This window comes from Kribbella sp. NPDC006257, assembly GCF_040613535.1.
Taxonomy (GTDB): Bacteria; Actinomycetota; Actinomycetes; order Propionibacteriales; family Kribbellaceae; genus Kribbella.
On the sequence record NZ_JBEXSJ010000002.1, the window covers coordinates 308,577 to 321,965 of the forward strand.

At 67.3% G+C, this 13,389-nt stretch carries 14 protein-coding genes; 4 read left to right on the forward strand and 10 right to left on the reverse strand.

Annotated features, from left to right (window positions below):
* Positions 1 to 158: 158 nt before the first annotated feature.
* The 7 genes from ABZ004_RS03760 to hemL all read right to left on the reverse strand — a co-directional run bounded on the left by ABZ004_RS03760 (position 159) and on the right by hemL (position 6,342).
* On the reverse strand, positions 159 to 410 hold the full coding sequence (locus tag ABZ004_RS03760; protein ID WP_355678203.1) for a DUF4229 domain-containing protein: 252 nt from the start codon (positions 408 to 410) through the stop codon (positions 159 to 161).
* 1 nt (position 411) lies between these two features.
* Entirely contained in the window at positions 412 to 1,392 is a 981-nt protein-coding gene (gene ccsB, locus ABZ004_RS03765) for a c-type cytochrome biogenesis protein CcsB (protein ID WP_355678204.1), read from the reverse strand.
* Positions 1,389 to 2,960, reverse strand: a complete 1,572-nt coding sequence (locus ABZ004_RS03770; RefSeq protein WP_355678205.1) for a cytochrome c biogenesis protein ResB — start codon at positions 2,958 to 2,960, stop codon at positions 1,389 to 1,391. Before ABZ004_RS03770 ends, ccsB begins: the two co-directional genes overlap by 4 nt.
* Positions 2,960 to 3,703, reverse strand: a complete 744-nt coding sequence (locus ABZ004_RS03775; RefSeq protein ID WP_355678206.1) for a cytochrome c biogenesis protein CcdA — start codon at positions 3,701 to 3,703, stop codon at positions 2,960 to 2,962. The genes ABZ004_RS03770 and ABZ004_RS03775 overlap by 1 nt, the downstream gene beginning before the upstream one ends.
* Before the next feature lie 85 nt (positions 3,704 to 3,788).
* Complete coding sequence (locus tag ABZ004_RS03780) at positions 3,789 to 4,358, reverse strand: TlpA disulfide reductase family protein (protein WP_355678207.1); 570 nt, start codon at positions 4,356 to 4,358, stop codon at positions 3,789 to 3,791.
* A complete protein-coding gene (locus ABZ004_RS03785; RefSeq protein WP_355678312.1) occupies positions 4,358 to 4,981 on the reverse strand; it encodes a histidine phosphatase family protein in 624 nt (207 codons plus the stop codon). The genes ABZ004_RS03780 and ABZ004_RS03785 overlap by 1 nt, the downstream gene beginning before the upstream one ends.
* Positions 4,982 to 5,022: 41 nt before the next feature.
* Entirely contained in the window at positions 5,023 to 6,342 is a 1,320-nt protein-coding gene (gene hemL / locus ABZ004_RS03790) for a glutamate-1-semialdehyde 2,1-aminomutase (RefSeq protein ID WP_355678208.1), read from the reverse strand.
* Between the two features lie 266 nt (positions 6,343 to 6,608).
* Between hemL and ABZ004_RS03795 the strand changes: the two genes are divergently transcribed.
* Positions 6,609 to 7,988 (forward strand): lytic murein transglycosylase, encoded by a 1,380-nt coding sequence (locus ABZ004_RS03795; RefSeq protein ID WP_355678209.1) that lies wholly within the window; start codon positions 6,609 to 6,611, stop codon positions 7,986 to 7,988.
* A 191-nt stretch (positions 7,989 to 8,179) separates the two neighbouring features.
* Here ABZ004_RS03795 and ABZ004_RS03800 read toward each other — a convergent pair whose 3' ends face one another.
* Positions 8,180 to 9,142, reverse strand: a complete 963-nt coding sequence (locus ABZ004_RS03800) for a TIGR03560 family F420-dependent LLM class oxidoreductase (RefSeq protein ID WP_355678210.1) — start codon at positions 9,140 to 9,142, stop codon at positions 8,180 to 8,182.
* A 117-nt stretch (positions 9,143 to 9,259) separates the two neighbouring features.
* On the reverse strand, positions 9,260 to 9,859 hold the full coding sequence (locus ABZ004_RS03805) for a DJ-1/PfpI family protein (protein ID WP_355678211.1): 600 nt from the start codon (positions 9,857 to 9,859) through the stop codon (positions 9,260 to 9,262).
* Positions 9,860 to 9,953: 94 nt separating this feature from the next.
* On the opposite strand from ABZ004_RS03805, the gene ABZ004_RS03810 reads away from it, so the two are divergent.
* On the forward strand, positions 9,954 to 10,907 hold the full coding sequence (locus ABZ004_RS03810) for a helix-turn-helix domain-containing protein (RefSeq protein WP_355678212.1): 954 nt from the start codon (positions 9,954 to 9,956) through the stop codon (positions 10,905 to 10,907).
* Positions 10,908 to 10,916: 9 nt separating this feature from the next.
* Positions 10,917 to 11,804 (forward strand): phosphotransferase, encoded by an 888-nt coding sequence (locus tag ABZ004_RS03815; RefSeq protein WP_355678213.1) that lies wholly within the window; start codon positions 10,917 to 10,919, stop codon positions 11,802 to 11,804.
* Positions 11,805 to 11,809: 5 nt separating this feature from the next.
* On the opposite strand, the gene ABZ004_RS03820 is transcribed toward ABZ004_RS03815, so the two are convergent.
* Complete coding sequence (locus tag ABZ004_RS03820; RefSeq protein WP_355678214.1) at positions 11,810 to 12,538, reverse strand: hypothetical protein; 729 nt, start codon at positions 12,536 to 12,538, stop codon at positions 11,810 to 11,812.
* A gap of 116 nt (positions 12,539 to 12,654) precedes the next feature.
* Between ABZ004_RS03820 and ABZ004_RS03825 the strand changes: the two genes are divergently transcribed.
* Positions 12,655 to 13,386, forward strand: a complete 732-nt coding sequence (locus tag ABZ004_RS03825) for a hypothetical protein (protein WP_355678215.1) — start codon at positions 12,655 to 12,657, stop codon at positions 13,384 to 13,386.
* Positions 13,387 to 13,389 lie beyond the last annotated feature (3 nt).

Sequence of the window (13,389 nt, forward strand, 5' to 3'; positions counted from 1 at the left end):
TAGAACGAAACGGTTTCGTTTCATCAACCACGATAAGACTCATGTGAAGAGATGCACAAATGATTTTGCGCCAAAGGGCAGAGTGGCCTATGTCACGCTCAGTACCAATGACCCACTGGTACTACGAATTCCGGCTCAGCTGAGCGGGAGTACCGAAATCAGTCCTCGTCCTCGGCGGAACGGGCCGCCTGGATGCGGGAAGCAATCCGTCCCGCGCGTTGTTCGATGTTGGCCGTCAGCCGGTCGCGGGCGGCCCGGAGGACGAAGATGGCCAGGATCGAGGAGATGATCAGGGCCAGCAGGAGCAGCGGGAAGATGCCCAGCAGGGTGTGCAGGGCGACCCAGAGGATCCCGAAGGCCGCGGCGAACAGGACCAGCCGCAGCCCGGTGTAGATCGCGAATTCCTTCATCTCACACCCCGGCGTACGAGTGCAGTCCGGAGACCAGCAGGTTCACGCCGACGAAGTCGAACAGGAAGACCAGCCAGCCGACGATCGCGATCGTCGCCGCCGGCCGTCCACGCCAGCCGGCGGTCGCCCGCGCGTGCAGGTAGGCCGCGTAGACGACCCAGGTGACCAGCGCCCAGACCTCCTTGGGGTCCCAGCCCCAGTACCGGCCCCATGCGTACTCGGCCCAGATCGGCCCGGCCACCAGGACACCGAAGGTCCACAGCGGGAACGCGAACGCGAGCACCTTGTACGCCGTACCGTCCATCGCCTCGGCGCTCGGCAGCCGCTTCAGCGACGGGGACATCGTGCCGCCGGCCAGCACCCGTCGCTCGGCGCGGGACTTCACCAGGTAGAGGATCGAGATCAGTGCACCGACCGTGAACGCGCCACCCGAGATGGCAGCGGCGGACACGTGGATGACGAGCCAGTACGAGTGCAGCGCAGGGACGAGCGGGCCGGCCGGGGTGTAGAGGAGCAGCGTTGCCAGGCCGAGCACTGCCGCGATCACCAGCGTGACGCCGAGACCGAGCCACTGCATCTTGTAGCGGTGCACGAAGGCCAGGTAGACCACCGCGACCGCCAGCGACGACGTGATGGAGAACTCGTACATGTTGCCCCACGGCACGCGACCCGCCGCGAGACCACGAGTGAGCACGCCAGCCGCGTGCAGTACGAACGCGAACCAGGTGAGCAGCAGGCCGATCCGGCTCGCAGCAGCAGCCTTGTCTGTCTCGGAGTTGTCCTGCTCAATGGCAGGTACGACAGTCGCCGCACCACCAGAGCCGACGAGAACCTCAGCAGACTGCTCCACTGAAACCTTTGAACCCTTGGCCGCCCGGCCGGTCGCCCACTCCATCGCGTGGGCCACCATCGCCAGCACGTAGATCACCGTGGCAGTCGGGATGACCAGGTTGGAGACGTGCGCGAAGGTCTCCTCGCTCATGGCTGCTCCTGCTTCTTCTTCAAGACTTCTGCGATGGCTTGAATCTCGTCACCCAGGCCGCGTTCGGGCCCCCGGTCCAGCCCGGCGACCTCGACCACGGTACGCCCGTCCTTGGTGCGGACCCGCACCCAGGTACGCCGCGGGTGGATGAACAGCGAACCCATCAGGCCGAGGATGGCCAGGCAGATCCCGGCCAGGGCCAGGTCCAGCCCGGGTGTGTGGCTGATCTGCAGCTTCACCCAGCGGCTGTAGCCGTCGAACTTCAACGTGCCGGCGCCATTCGGCAGCGTGATGCTCTGGCCGGGTGCGAGCTGGAACCGCAGCTTGTCGCCCTTGCCGTCGCCGAACTGGGTCAGCTTCGACTTGTCCAGCTGGTACACGGATTCCGGCTTACCGTCCTCGGTCGCCGGACGGCCGTAGTACGCGGTCATCACCAGGGCGGGGTTCAGGTCGTCGGGGAAGATCGAGGTCGGGCCGCGCTGGTCGATCACCGCGGTCGGCAGGAAGAACCCTTCGAAGCCGAGCTGGACCGGTCGCGCGTCCGGGGCCTTGACCACGCCGAACGACGAGAAGTTGCTGTCCTGCGGGAGGAACGGCGCCGGACCGGAGAATGCGACCTGCCCCTTGCCGTCCGTCACGGTGACCTTCGGTGCGTAGCCGTGGCCGAGCAGGTGGACGCTGGTGCCGTCGACCTTGAGCGGGTGGTTCACGCGCAGGTCGTAGGACTTGTCCGGTGAGTCCGGCGTCTCGGAGTAGGTGATGTTCGCGTTGAACTCGCGCGCCGCACCGCGTTGCGGGCCGTCGGTCTGGAACTTCGCCTCGAAGTCCATCACCGTCAGCGAGAACGGCGGCAGGTCGTCGGGCGTGAAGACGCGGCCCGGGGTGAAGTCGTCGTACTGAGCCACGGAGTTCGAGAATCCCTTGCCGACGACAACCAATACGGTGCCGCGGTAGCCGAACAGGGCACCCCAGGCGACGCCGATCAGCGCGAGGATCAAGGAGAAGTGGAAGAGCAGGTTGCCGGCCTCGCGGAGGTAACCACGTTCGGCGCCGAGCGCACCGTCGTACGACTCGACCCGGAACCGGCGGCGGCGCAGTTCGGTGGCGGCAGCCTCGAGGACCTCGTCGGCGCCGTCGACCTCGAAGGTCTGGTAGCCCTGCAGCCGGTTCAGGTTGCGCGGCGGCTTCGGCGGCCGGGCCCGGAGCGCCTTGAGGTAGACCTGCAGCCGCGGCACCACGCAGCCGATCAGCGAGATGAACAGCAGCAGGTAGATCGCGGAGAACCAGGGCGACTTGTAGACGGCGAACAGGCCGAGCTTGTCGTAGAACGGGCCCAGCTTGGGATGGGCCTCGAAGAAGTCGGAGACCTTGACCGGGTCGATCGCGGTCTGCGGGATCAGCGATCCGGGGACGGCGCCGAGGGCGAGCAGGAAGAGCAGCACCAGGGCCGTCTTCATCGAGGTCAGCTGCCGCCAGGTCCAGCGCAGCCAGCCGATCAGGCCGAGCGCGGGCGGTTCGCCGGGCGGCTCTTCGGAGGGAGCGACGACGCGATCCTTGATCTCCGTCATCAGACCGCCGTCCCGAACTGGGCGACCCATTGCCTCAAGTCGGCGGTCATCGAATCCCAAACCCCTGTCAGCAGCAGTAGTCCGACGGCGATCATCAGTACGCCGCCGATGCGGATCACCAGCAGCTGGTGCTTGCGCACCCAGGCGACGGCGCCGAGCATCTTCCGGAACGCCAGGGCGGCGATGATGAACGGCAGGCCCAGCCCGAGGCTGAACACGAACGCCAGCGTAGCGCCCCGCGCGGTGCTGCCCTCGGTCGTCGCCAGGCCCATCACCGTGCCGAGCGTCGGGCCGATACACGGCGTCCAGCCGAAGCCGAACAGTACGCCGAGCAGCGGCGCGGCCGCGATCCCGACGGCCGGCACCCGGTGCACCCGCAGATCTTTCTGCAGGAACCCGAAGCCACCAAGGAAGACGAGGCCCAGTACGACGGTGCCCGCGCCCAGCACCCGGGTGATCACGGTCTGGTGGTCGATCAAAGCGTTGCCGACGGCACCGAACAGCACACCGGTCAGGATGAAGACGGCCGAGAAGCCGAGCACGAACAATCCGGTCCCGGCGAGCATCCGGCCGCGCTTGGCGGTGTCCAGCTCGGCGGCGGACAACCCGGTGACATAGGACAGATAGCCGGGTAGCAGCGGTACGACGCAGGGTGAGAAGAACGAGATCGCGCCGGCCAGGACGGCGATCGGCAACGCGACCAGCATCGAGCCCGTCATCGACTGGGCGAACCACTCACCCACGGCTGTTCCTCACTGAAAGCCTCATTGCAGACTCACTCAGCGTCCTTCACCATGCGAGTCACCCAGCAGCCCGCGTTTTCCCTCTTCACCCTGCGTCCTTCACCATGCCGATGAGGGTGTCCTTGGTGACCGCGCCGAGCACTCGGGCGGCGACCCGGCCCTGCTTGTCGATCACCAGCGTCGACGGGATCGAGGTCGCGGAGATCTTCTGGCCGCGGAACCGGAGCAACTGCTTGCCGTTCGGGTCGTAGATGCTCGGGAACGGTACGCCGAACTCCTGCACGAACTTGAGCGGCGGCGCCTTGTCGAGATCCCGGGTGTTCAGCCCGATGAACTGCACATCCGAGCCGAGCTCCTTGGCGGCAGCGGTCAGGTCCGGCGCTTCCTTCCGGCACGGCGGGCACCATGAGCCCCAGACGTTCAGCACGACGATCTTGCCGGTCTGGTCCGCGAAGTCCCACTGCTTGCCGTCCAGCGTGGTGCCCTTGAAGTCCGGGGCCTTCTCCCGCTTGTCCGGAGCGAAGGTGGAGACCCGGCCGGAACCGCTGACGAAGCCGGTCTGGCCGTCGCGGTTCTGGCTCGCGTCCTTGCCGGAGCTGCAGGCCGTCGCGACCAGAAGCACCGCGAGGGCGAGGAGCGGCGTACGGGCTCTCATCACGCGCCGCCCGCGAACTTCTTCGAGTTCTTGACCGGCAGCAGGTCCTTGGCGGGTTCCGCGTAGCCGACGGAGACGATCTCGTCGCCGTGGAAGGTGAACGAGGTCAGGCTCGCCAGACTGCACTGGCGCTTGCGCGGGTCGTGCAGCATATGGCGGTGCTCGATCGCGGACCGGACGATCCAGATCGGCAGCTGGTGCGACACGATCAGCGCCTCGTGCCCGGCGGCCTTCTGCCGGGCGGTCTCGATCGCGTCGCGCATCCGGCGGACCAGCTGGGCGTACGGCTCACCCCAGGACGGCTTCCACGGGTTCCGCAGCAGCCACCAGGCGCTCGGCTGGCGCAGCGCGCCGTCGCCGACGCCGAACTTCTTGCCCTCGAACTGGTTCGCCGCCTCGATCACCCGCTCGTCGATGTCCGGGGTCAGCCCGAACACCTTGGCGATCGGCTCCATCGTCTCCTGGGCCCGCTCCAGCGGGGAGCTGACCAGGTGCACGATGTCGCGGCCGGCCACGTGCTCGGCGACCCGCTCGGCCATCTTCCGGCCCAGCTCGGACAGGTGGAAGTCGGGGATCCGGCCGTAGAGCACGCCGGTCGGGTTGTGCACCTCGCCGTGACGCATCAGGTGCACGACCGTGGTTTCGGTCACCGCTGTGGATCCCTTCAGTTCTCTACAGCCGCGGCGGCCTTCGCGGCCACCAACGCTGCCTTCTCGATGGTGGCTAGAGCGTCGTCGTCGATCGCGGCACTCACGAACCAGGCCTCGAAGGCGCTCGGCGGCAGGTAGACACCGTTGTCCAGCATGGCATGGAAGAACGCGGCGTACCGGGGCAGTACCTGCGCACTGGCGCCGGTGAAGTCCCGGATCGGCCGTGTCACACCGTCCGCAGAGTCCACGAAGAAGATGCTGAAGAGGTTCCCGGCGCTCTGTGTGCGGTGCGGCACACCGTTGCGGCCCAACGCCGAGGTGACGATCCGTACGACGGTCTCGGCCGTCTGGTCGAGCTTCTTGTAGACATCCTCGGTCGCCAGCCGCAGGGTGGTCAGGCCGGCCGTGGTGGCGATCGGGTTCCCGGACAGGGTGCCTGCCTGGTAGACGGAACCTTCGGGCGCGAGGTGGCTCATCAGGTCGGCGCGACCGCCGAACGCCGCGGCCGGGAAGCCGCCACCCATCACCTTGCCGAACGTCATCAGGTCGGGCGCGATCGTGTCGTAGCCCAGGCCGAAGAACCCCGAGCGGGTGATCCGGAAGCCGGTCATCACCTCGTCGGAGATGAACAGCGCGCCGTTGGCCTTGCAGGTCTTGGCGAGGAAGTCGTTGAAGTGGTTCGACGGCGGTACGACGCCCATGTTGCCCGGGGCGGCCTCGGTGATCACGGCCGCGATCTGATCGCCGTACTGCGCGAACGCCGCGGTGACCGCTTCCTGGTCGTTGTAGGGCAGGACGATCGTGTCTGCGGTGGTGGCCTCGGTGACCCCCGGCGTACCGGGGATGCCGAGGGTGATGACGCCTGAGCCCGCCTGGGCCAGCAGCGCGTCGACGTGGCCGTGGTAGCAGCCGGCGAACTTCACGATCTTGGCCCGGCCGGTCGCGCCCCTGGCGAGCCTGAGCGCGGACATGGTCGCCTCGGTGCCCGACGAAACCAGGCGCACCTTCTCGACCGGCGTACGGGCCACGATCTCTTCGCCGAGCTCGACCTCTGCCTCGGTCGGCGTTCCGTACGACGTGCCTCGGCTGACCGCTGCTTGGACGGCGGCCGTCACCTCGGGGTGCGCGTGGCCGAGCAGCATCGGGCCCCAGGAGCAAACCAGGTCCACGTAGGTATTGCCGTCCACATCGGTGATGTGACATCCGTCACCGGAGGCCATGAAGCGCGGCACCCCGCCGACGGCGCGGAAGGCCCGGACCGGCGAGTTCACTCCCCCCGGCGTGACGGCGGAGGCGCGATCGAACAGCTTGGCGGAACGTTCGGTGTCGGACACGCCGCCATTCTCCCCGACAGACCAGTGCGTCCGGTGGGCGGGGACGGCCACGATTCGCTGTCAGTAGCGATCAGGGGCTTCACTTGTGCGTTGTTACGCGCCAGTATGGGTACCCGGTGACCGGCCGATGACTGTCAGCGCCCGCTCGTAACCCCATGCACGGGAGCGGCGTTAGACGAAGTACGGACGGTGGCCGGGACCGAGGAAGTAGACGTGTCCGCAGCGTGGGGGCGGGGCAGGTCGATGAGTCACGGAGGGGATCATCGATGGCGAAGGGCAAGCGTCACGCCATGAACGGCGGGTGGCGTCAGGTGGCGCCGCTGGTGCCGCTGGCGTTGTTCGCGTGCGCGTTCACCGTCAGCGCCACGGACGACCCGGCGGTCGCGACCGCGGCACTGGGTCAGGGGCTGGGCAAGAACACTCCGGTGGTGGTGCCGCAGCAGACCATCTCGGACCCGGCGAACATCCCGGTGCCCGGCAAGGTCGGCAACGGCGTCGACCCCGGTGAGCAGCCGACCCAGGTGATCGGTGGACTGTCCCGCAACGGCATCCCGACCGCGGCCCTGCGGGCGTACTCGCGGGCCCAGCAGGTGATGACCCAGGTCGATCCGGGCTGCAAACTGCCCTGGACGCTGGTCGCCGCGATCGGCCGGGTCGAGTCGAACCACGGCCGCTTCGGCGGCAACGCGCTGACCCCGAACGGCGTCGCCGTACCGGGCATCTACGGGCCCCGGCTGGACGGCTCGTCGACCGCGAAGATCAACGACACCGATGCCGGCAAGCTCGACGGCGACTCCGCCTTCGACCGCGCGGTCGGGCCGATGCAGTTCATCCCGGGCACCTGGCAGTCGGTCGGCGTCGACGGTGACGGCGACGGGGTCAAGAACCCGCAGGACATCGACGACGCGGCGATGTCGACCGCCGTCTACCTGTGCTCCGGCGACACGAACCTGTCCGACGCCGGCGACCTGAACAAGGCGATCCTGCGCTACAACCACTCCCAGTCGTACGCCGACCTGGTGATCAGCATCGCCAAGGCGTACGCCGGTGGCAGCTGGATCGCGGTCGGCAACGGCACCGAGACCGATGGCCAGGGCATCGACCGGGCCGGCGACCAGATCAACGACCCGACCATCGACGCACCGGCGGACAACAACCTGCCGCAGGCGATCGACCTGCCGGTCTACCCGACCGGCAGCCGGCCGACCCAGACCACCACCCAGGGTGGCGACGGGAAGCCGGGCAGCACCCCGACCCAGAAGCCGGGCAGCCGGCCGACCCAGACGCCGAACAAGCCGGGCACCGGGACGAGCAAGCCGCCGACGAGCAAGCCCACCACGCCGCCGAAGACCACGCCGCCTCCGACGACGCCGTCCAAGCCGCCGGGCACGACCACGCTGCAGACCGCGGCCGGCCTGATCGTGGGCACGGTCGGCAGCACGGTGAGCCAGCTCTCCCAGGCCGCGACCTACTGCCAGTCGGAGCTGTCGAAGGTCACCATCACCCACCCGACCCAGGAGCAGTTGCAGAAGTGCGTGACCGCCTTCCAGACCGGCGGTACCGCCGCGGTCGACCAGGCGATCCGCAACATCCTGTCGCTGCTGGGTCTGCTCGGAGTGCTCGGCGGAGGCATTCTCGGGAACTGACCACCCACAGACTGGCGCGCCTGCCCCCACCCCTCCCCCTCGGCGCGCCACCGGCGACGCCACGGAGCCCCTCCCCCCGGCTTCGTGGCGTCGCCCTGTTTCTGCCGGAGGTTTGGACGGGGAGTGGCGGGTCTGGACATGGCATGACATGTCCAGACCCGCAGTTTGGTGTGCTGACCCTTGCGATTCGGTCAGGCGAAGCGCTTGGTGATTTGTTCCATCCGGGTGACCAGATCGAGGTCGTAGGCGACGCCGGGGACGTAGAAGATGATGTAGTCGGCGCCGGCTTCGAGGGCTGCTTCGACCTTGTTCGCGATCTCGTCCTCGGTGCCGATCAGGTTGTCCTTGGAGAACCGCTCCCAGTCCATCGGGCCGAGCGCCTTCTCGGTCGCCCGCTTCGGGTCGTCACCCTTGTCGATCGGGAACGCGTTGATCCCGGTCGACTTGATGATCTCGTTGTAGTCGCGCCCGATCGCGTCGCAGTGGCTCTTGAGGATGGCCGCCTTCTCCTTGATCACCTCGGGATTTCCACCACCGATGTTCGCCGCGTCGGCGTACTTGGCGACCAGCTTCAGGGTCACCTGCGGGCCGCCGCCGCCGATCCAGAAACTCGGGTGCGGCTTGCGCACACCCTTCGGCTCGTTGATCGGCTTGTCGATCGAGTAGTGCTTGCCGTTGAAGACCGGCTCGTCCTCGGTCCACATCTTGTGGATGATCTCGGTGGCCTCGCGGAACGCGGCCATCCGCTCCTTGGTCTCGGTCCACTCGTAGCCGTAGGCCTTCCACTCGTGCTCGTACCAGCCCGCGCCGAGTCCGGCGTACAGGCGGCCGTGGCTCGCAACGTCAACGGTGGAAGCGATCTTGGCGTACAGCGCCGGGTTGCGGTACCCGTTGCAGCCGACCATCTGGCCGATGTTCACCCGCTTGGTGTCCCGAGCGAGCGCCGCCGTCGTGGTCCAGCACTCGAAGGTGCTCTCGGTACTCGGCTCCGGCACCGTGTGGAAGTGATCGAACAACCAGATCGAGTCCCACGACCCCTCGTCCGCCTTCTTGGCGACATCCGTCATCGCCTCCCACTGCTCCACCGGGTCACTGAACCCGGCGAGATCCATCTTCCAGCCCTGCGGCACGAACATGCCAAACCGTGTAGTCATGCCCCCAATCCAACCCGCCCACCCCTGAACCGGTCCAGCACTCCACCCACTGAATCCCTTCTCAATTCCCCAACCATTACTTCTTAATCCGCACCCGTCGAGGGGACGCTTTCGTGCTCAGCCGTCCGAACGGCGGGTCCAGACTGTGCCTTGGCGGTCTCGGCCGGTCCATTGTTCTAGGGCGACGATCTGTTCGGTCATCCCTAGTTCGGGTTCCAGTAGCCAGTAGGCAAGGTCGATGCCGGCCAGCCAGCCGCTGCCGCAGGTGACCAGGTCGCCGTCGTCGACGATGCGGGCATCGATCACCTCGGCCCATTCGGCGAGCCATCCGTAGTCCATCCGGTGAGTCGTCGCCGGGCGACCGTTGATCAAGCCGGCCGCACCGAGCAGGAGCGAGCCGGAGTCGATCCCAGCGAGAACCAGGTGGTCGCCGCCCAGCGCCTTCGCCTCAGCCAGTTGCCGGGGAATCACACCACGCTCGATCTCCTCCTTGATCCACCCGCCGGAGACGGCGAGCACACGCGCCGAAGCCGGATCCCACAACGACAGATCGCCGTACTTCGTGCCGTAGCAACCGATCACTTCGCGGGCACCGTCGGCGGTCACCAGCCTCGGCTCCACCGGCATCCCCCGCCCTCGCGCGTTCGCGAACACCGCGTACGTCGCGATCACGTCCACTTCGGCAAACCCGTCGAACACCAGCACGTCGATTCGCATGGGACAAGGTTGCCGGGCGTACGCGGGAAAGAAGAGTGGCTCACAAGACGCTGTTGGCTAGATTCAAGCCAGCGACGACAGTGAGGTTCGAGGTATGCGGATTGTCGGGGTGTTGGCAGGTGATGGGGTCGTAGGGGTGGAGTTGGCGGGGGCTTGTCAGGTGTTTGCAGCCGCCTTCGATCCGGTGAGTGGTGAGTCGCTGTACGACGTACGCGTGTGTGGGAGTGCAGCTGGTACTACGGTGCGGGCGCACGGGGTCGACGTCTTTCGAGCTCAAGCGCCTTATCGCTTCGAGGATGCACTGGAAGCCGACACCGTGATCGTGCCCGCCGCGCACGTCGTCTCACCCGAAGTCTTGGCGACTGTCCGTGAGGCGCACCGCCGGGGAATCAGGATCGCCTCGATCTGCACCGGTGCGTTCGTGCTCGCCGAAGCCGGGCTGCTCGATGGGCGGCCTGCTGCGACCCATTGGGCCCACGCCGCCGAGCTGGCCAGACGATTCCCGGCTGTCGACGTACGGACCGAGCTTTTGTACGTCGACGACGGCGACCTGCTCACGTCGGCCGGAGTGACCGCAGGCTTGGATCTTTGCCTCCATCTGGTGCGGAAGGATCACGGGTCTGCGGTTGCCACCAACGTCGCGCGCCGGCTCGTGATGGCGCCTCATCGCGACGGCGGCCAAGCGCAGTACCTGACCGCACCCGTCGTCGACACCGAAGGCTCGCTGGAGCCGGTGATGCGCTGGATGCACGAGCACCTGACCGAGCCGCTCACCCTCACCGGCATCGCGACGCGGGCCGCGATGAGTACTCGCACTCTCAACCGGCAGTTCCGTGCCCAGACAGGCGGTACGCCGTTGCAGTGGCTCATCCGCCTCCGCGTTCACCGAGCCCAGGAGCTCCTCGAAACCACCGATCTCACCATCGGCCAGATCGCGACCGCCAGCGGATTCGGCAGTCCGGTTCTCCTCCGCCAGCACTTCACCAAGACGCTCGCCACCACCCCGACCGCCTACCGCCGGACCTTTGCCAGGGACAGAAAGTCTTAAGCTGATGGCGTGATCCTGGCGCAGGCGGCACGTGAAGTCGGTGGCAACGTTCTGGGCCGGGATCCTGGTGAGCTGGTTGCTGTGGAGAGCCTGTCCAATCAGGTGTTTCTCGGGGCGGAGATCGTGGTCAAGCTGGCGGAGCACCCTCGGTTGGATCGGGAGATCGCGCTGGCCGCAGAGTTGCCCGCCGGTCTCAGCCCGGCGCTGCTCGGCGAAGGCTTCTACGGGGAGTTCCGCTACGCGTGTTACGAGCGGGCACCAGGTGCAGCTCCTGGAGCAGGTCTCCCCGGAGCTGACGCGGCGACAGCGCGATCCCTTGCCGAGCAGGCTGTCCGGCGACTCGACCTCCTCCATAGCTGGACGCCGTCGAAGGATGCGGAGGAGATTCTCCGGCAGCCGCTCGACCACGGCGGCTTCGTCAGCCGCGTAGACCTGATCGACCTCGTCGAACGGCTCGCTGTCGCCGACCACGAGGCCGTCGTACGCCGTACGCTGCTCGCCGGGCTGCACCGGATCGCCGCAGACACACCGGCGTACGCCCAAGCCGATGTGCCCGTGCACGCGGATTGCTTCTGGGACAACTGGCTGGCCGACAACGGGAAACTCACCGCCCTGCTGGACTTCGAATGGGCGCGATTCGGCGATCCACTCGACGACTACTTCTTCCTGATCGCCCTCAGCGGCGAGCACGACCTGACCGTCCTGAACGCCGTCGCCCAGGAAACAGGCACGCCGCCAGACGTTCTCAGAGCTGCCTGTGAAACCCGGTCCGCCAGCTACCTCGCGTCCGACATCCTGCTGGCGCTGACGAGGACCGACGTCCGCGCCGACCTCCTCGCACGCCGGCTGAACAGCCTGGAGGAGGTCGTCGTCGGCCGCCGCTGGCAGCGCTCCTGACCTGACTACGCGTCGATTGCCGTCAGCAACTTCTCCAACACTTCGCGGCTCATCGGCTGCTTCAGGAGATCGACGGTTTCCAAGTCGGCAAAGGTGGCGTGCTCGGGATCTGCCGGACTGATTGCTTCGCAGATGGTGTTGTAGGCCCAGTTGAGGTATCCGGTGATGGCGACAGCGAAGGATGTCTCGATCGTGCGCAGGTCGTACAACACCGGCAGCGTTCGGGCCAACTGCCCGGTCCAGGGCTTCCCGGCAGCACGCGCTCGCTCGAGCAGGCGGCCAGCCGGGCTGCGCACCGGTGTCGGCGCAACGAGGCCTGCGGCAACTGCCGCGTCGCGGAGCCGAGCTCCGAGCCCGGCCTGGGCTTCGTCGATCCACGGGTAGACGGTCACCGCGAGCCAACGACCGCGATCTGTGGTCAGCGACCAGGACCGTCCCATCGGCGTGAACGCAACGGGCGTCGCCGCAGCGGTGATGAGCCCGAGACCGAAGACGTCGGCCAGTTCGGCCGCCAGACCAGGGGCCGCAGGCAACGAAGCCGCTCGTCGCTCGGCCTCGGACTTGAGTGCGTTCCAATCACGCAGTCCGTACTCCGTGGCAAGTGCTTGCTGGGCATCGGCGAGCGACGCGCCCGGACTCGCTTCACGGAGGGCGGCCAGCAGGTCCTTGGCCTCCTGGCGGAGAAACCCGCGACTCGGTTTGTCAGGCAGCCGGCAACCGGTCAAGAAAAGCAACAGGTGTAGCCGTTCGAACCAGTTGGTCCGCGATCGCGTCGTACTCGGTCGAGTGTTGTTAGCGAGGAGGAACGATCATCGAGTCACAGCAGGTTCGGGTAGGGAAGTTCGACGAGTTGTACGACGACGCCGTACCGCTGATCGCGGGCGGGCAGCATCGCCGCGACACCGTGCCGGAGGAAGGTGGCCGCTGGCCCGTCAGCGTCGTGCTGCGACCAGCGGTCGACGGCCTCCTGGCCAAGCGGCTGGATGAGCTCACTCAGCAGGCCGCGGAACTGGCCGGCCCCGGGCATTGGCAGACCGGTCAGATCGGGTCGGCCCACCTGACGGTCCGCGCCCTCGAGTGGTATCGCGCAGCCGTCGATCCAGCGGAACCGGCCATCCAGCGCTACCGAGCGGCGATAGAACGCGCAGCCGCGGAATGCGCTCCGGCGCGCGTCGAGGTCGTCGGCCTGACGCTCACCGCCGGCACCGTGATGGCAGCGGTCGCCTCCCTGGACGACCAGGCCGACCGCCTGCTCGATCGCTTGGCGGAGGAACTCGGATCCGATGCCTGGCTCGAAGAACCCTACGGCCGCCGAGACATCTGGTACGTCAACCTGCTCCACTTCACCACCGACATCCCGAACCCCCAACCGCTGATCGACTGGGTCACCACCCATCGGCACCACTCGGCCGGCACCGACACGATCCCCACCGTGGAGCTGGTCCGTTTCCACCACGACGCGCACCCCGAGCGTCCCTACATGCGCCCCGAGGTCCTCGCCGAGGTCCCACTCACGGGCCGGCCCGAACGCCTCGATCCGCCGCAACCCACCTCGACGTACTACGAAACAGAAGAGCAGTGATCC

What these genes read in the sequence shown, in the direction of transcription:
- ABZ004_RS03760 (WP_355678203.1), bottom strand. Translation starts at nt 410, where the DNA reads ATGAAGGAATTCGCGATCTACACCGGGCTGCGGCTGGTCCTGTTCGCC.
- ccsB (WP_355678204.1), bottom strand. Translation starts at nt 1,392, where the DNA reads ATGAGCGAGGAGACCTTCGCGCACGTCTCCAACCTGGTCATCCCGACT.
- ABZ004_RS03770 (WP_355678205.1), bottom strand. Translation starts at nt 2,960, where the DNA reads ATGACGGAGATCAAGGATCGCGTCGTCGCTCCCTCCGAAGAGCCGCCC.
- ABZ004_RS03780 (WP_355678207.1), bottom strand. Translation starts at nt 4,358, where the DNA reads ATGAGAGCCCGTACGCCGCTCCTCGCCCTCGCGGTGCTTCTGGTCGCG.
- ABZ004_RS03785 (WP_355678312.1), bottom strand. Translation starts at nt 4,981, where the DNA reads ATGCGTCACGGCGAGGTGCACAACCCGACCGGCGTGCTCTACGGCCGG.
- ABZ004_RS03795 (WP_355678209.1), top strand. Translation starts at nt 6,609, where the DNA reads ATGGCGAAGGGCAAGCGTCACGCCATGAACGGCGGGTGGCGTCAGGTG.
- ABZ004_RS03800 (WP_355678210.1), bottom strand. Translation starts at nt 9,142, where the DNA reads ATGACTACACGGTTTGGCATGTTCGTGCCGCAGGGCTGGAAGATGGAT.
- ABZ004_RS03805 (WP_355678211.1), bottom strand. Translation starts at nt 9,859, where the DNA reads ATGCGAATCGACGTGCTGGTGTTCGACGGGTTTGCCGAAGTGGACGTG.
- ABZ004_RS03810 (WP_355678212.1), top strand. Translation starts at nt 9,954, where the DNA reads ATGCGGATTGTCGGGGTGTTGGCAGGTGATGGGGTCGTAGGGGTGGAG.